This window comes from Acidimicrobiia bacterium (assembly GCA_016650365.1).
In the GTDB taxonomy this organism is placed as follows: domain Bacteria; phylum Actinomycetota; class Acidimicrobiia; order Spongiisociales; family JAENVV01; genus JAENVV01.
Window position 1 is genome coordinate 1 of the sequence record JAENVV010000341.1, and the last position, 1,782, is coordinate 1,782.

2 protein-coding genes are annotated in these 1,782 nt (G+C 61.2%); both read right to left on the reverse strand.

Annotation, left to right across the window (positions count from 1 at the left end; all coding sequences use genetic code 11):
• Positions 1–902: cation:proton antiporter (locus tag JJE47_18245; protein ID MBK5269366.1), on the reverse strand; the 902-nt coding region annotated here is incomplete at its 3' end.
• Between the two features lie 146 nt (positions 903–1,048).
• A partial coding sequence (locus JJE47_18250) for an S-layer homology domain-containing protein (GenBank protein ID MBK5269367.1) occupies positions 1,049–1,782 on the reverse strand: 734 nt, incomplete at its 5' end.

Sequence of the window (1,782 nt, forward strand, 5' to 3'; positions counted from 1 at the left end):
AGCAGCAGCGTGCGAGGGTCGGTCACCGTGGACAGGTCGACGAGCATGCCGACGGACACGAGGAAGATCGGGATGAGGATGGCTGATCCGACGAACTCGATACGACGCATGAGAAAGCCGGTATTGGGGACCAGTCGGTTGAGCGCCAGTCCGGCAAAGAAGGCTCCGACGATCGGCTCGGTTCCTCCCAGGTCAGCGACGACCGACACTCCAAGTAAACAGACCATGACGAATAGGAAGCGGAGGATTCCGTCCTGGCCGAGCCCCCGGAAGAACCACAAGGTGAGTTTTGGTACGAGCACGAAAGCGACCACGGCGAGGATTGCGAATCCGGCAAGAAGTCGGACGGCGATGACGGCCGGTGGGCTTCCTGATGCTTCGACCGCCACCACTGCGGCCAGGACTATGAGCGCCAGGCTGTTCGTGATGATCGTGGCTCCCATGGTGGCAGTTACTGCCGGGTCGCTCGCCAGACCGTAACGACGGATGGTGGGGTAGACCACCGGGGTGTGTGATGCCCAGAACGATCCGATGAGGATGGCGGCGGCTACCCCGAACCCGAGGAGCAGGTTGGCAACTGTCCCGACGATGATGGGAAGAGCGAATGTCAGCAGCCCGAATATGACCGCGTGGCGTTTGTCGCGGACCAGGACGTCGAGATCGAGTTCGAGACCGGCCAGGAACATGAGATAGATGATTCCGAAGCCGCCGAGCTGTGAGACGAGCCCGGGAAGTTCGAGCAGGCCGAGTACCTGGGGTCCAACGATGAGTCCCCCGACCACCAATCCGAGGACTCCGGGAAGTCTGACCCGTTCGGCGGCGATCGGCATGACAAGCGCGACGAGGAAGAGGGTCAGGAACACCCAGGCTGGCGCTGTGAAAGGTAGTGAGATGTCTGGCAACGATGCCTCGATGAGTGTCCCGCAGCGTACACCGCTGTCGGTTCGCAGAGTCGGATTGTTTGCAAAAACTCTCGGTTCTACTGGGCAGAACGACCCGAGAAGGGAAGTACCTGATCGAACGTGCCGGCGCGAGTTTCGACAGCCTCCTACTTTTGCGGGAAGGCGACCCGCCCGGCGGGACGAGTCGGCGGAGGCTCGCTGCCGACGCCGAGGGGTGCAGAACTGAGCGCGGTGATGTTGAGCGTAACGACAATGGTCGATTTGTAGGCCCTGGTCCCGTCGAAATAGACCACCGTCACCGTGTGGCTTCCGGTCAGCCAGGCCGGGAACTGGAACGTGAAGTCTTTGAACTGGGTGTCGCCATCGAGCGTCGTCGTTGCGACGACGGAGAGGCGCGCCCCGTTGAGATATGCCTCCACTCGAACCAGATCACTCAAGAAGGCTTGCTTGAGGCCGGTCGGCAACGCCGACCAGCCATCGGCAAACCAGTATTCGAACAAATGAAATTCGCCCTGACTCAGCGTGACGGTGGTCTGGCACACTTCCCCGTTGAGACCATCGCACCAACCGGTACTGGCGTCGAAGGGGCTGAACGTGTCGAGCAATGGTCCGTTGGTCGTTGCCGGTCGTGGTGCCACGATCGGGCGTTCGTACGAGATTCCTCGAGTTAGGAAGGCGGCCATTTGGGCTCGCGTTACCGGGCTTGCTGGGCAGAACGTGTTCGTACCTCCGCAGCCTTTGGTGATGCCGGCGGTGGCGAGTTTTTCGATGTCGTTTTCGAAGATGGAGTCGTTGTCGTCTGTGAAGTCGATGGCGGGGTTTTGGGCGGTGAGCTTGAGTGCCCGAACGAGGAACGCCGCCATCTCGCCGCGAGTGACCG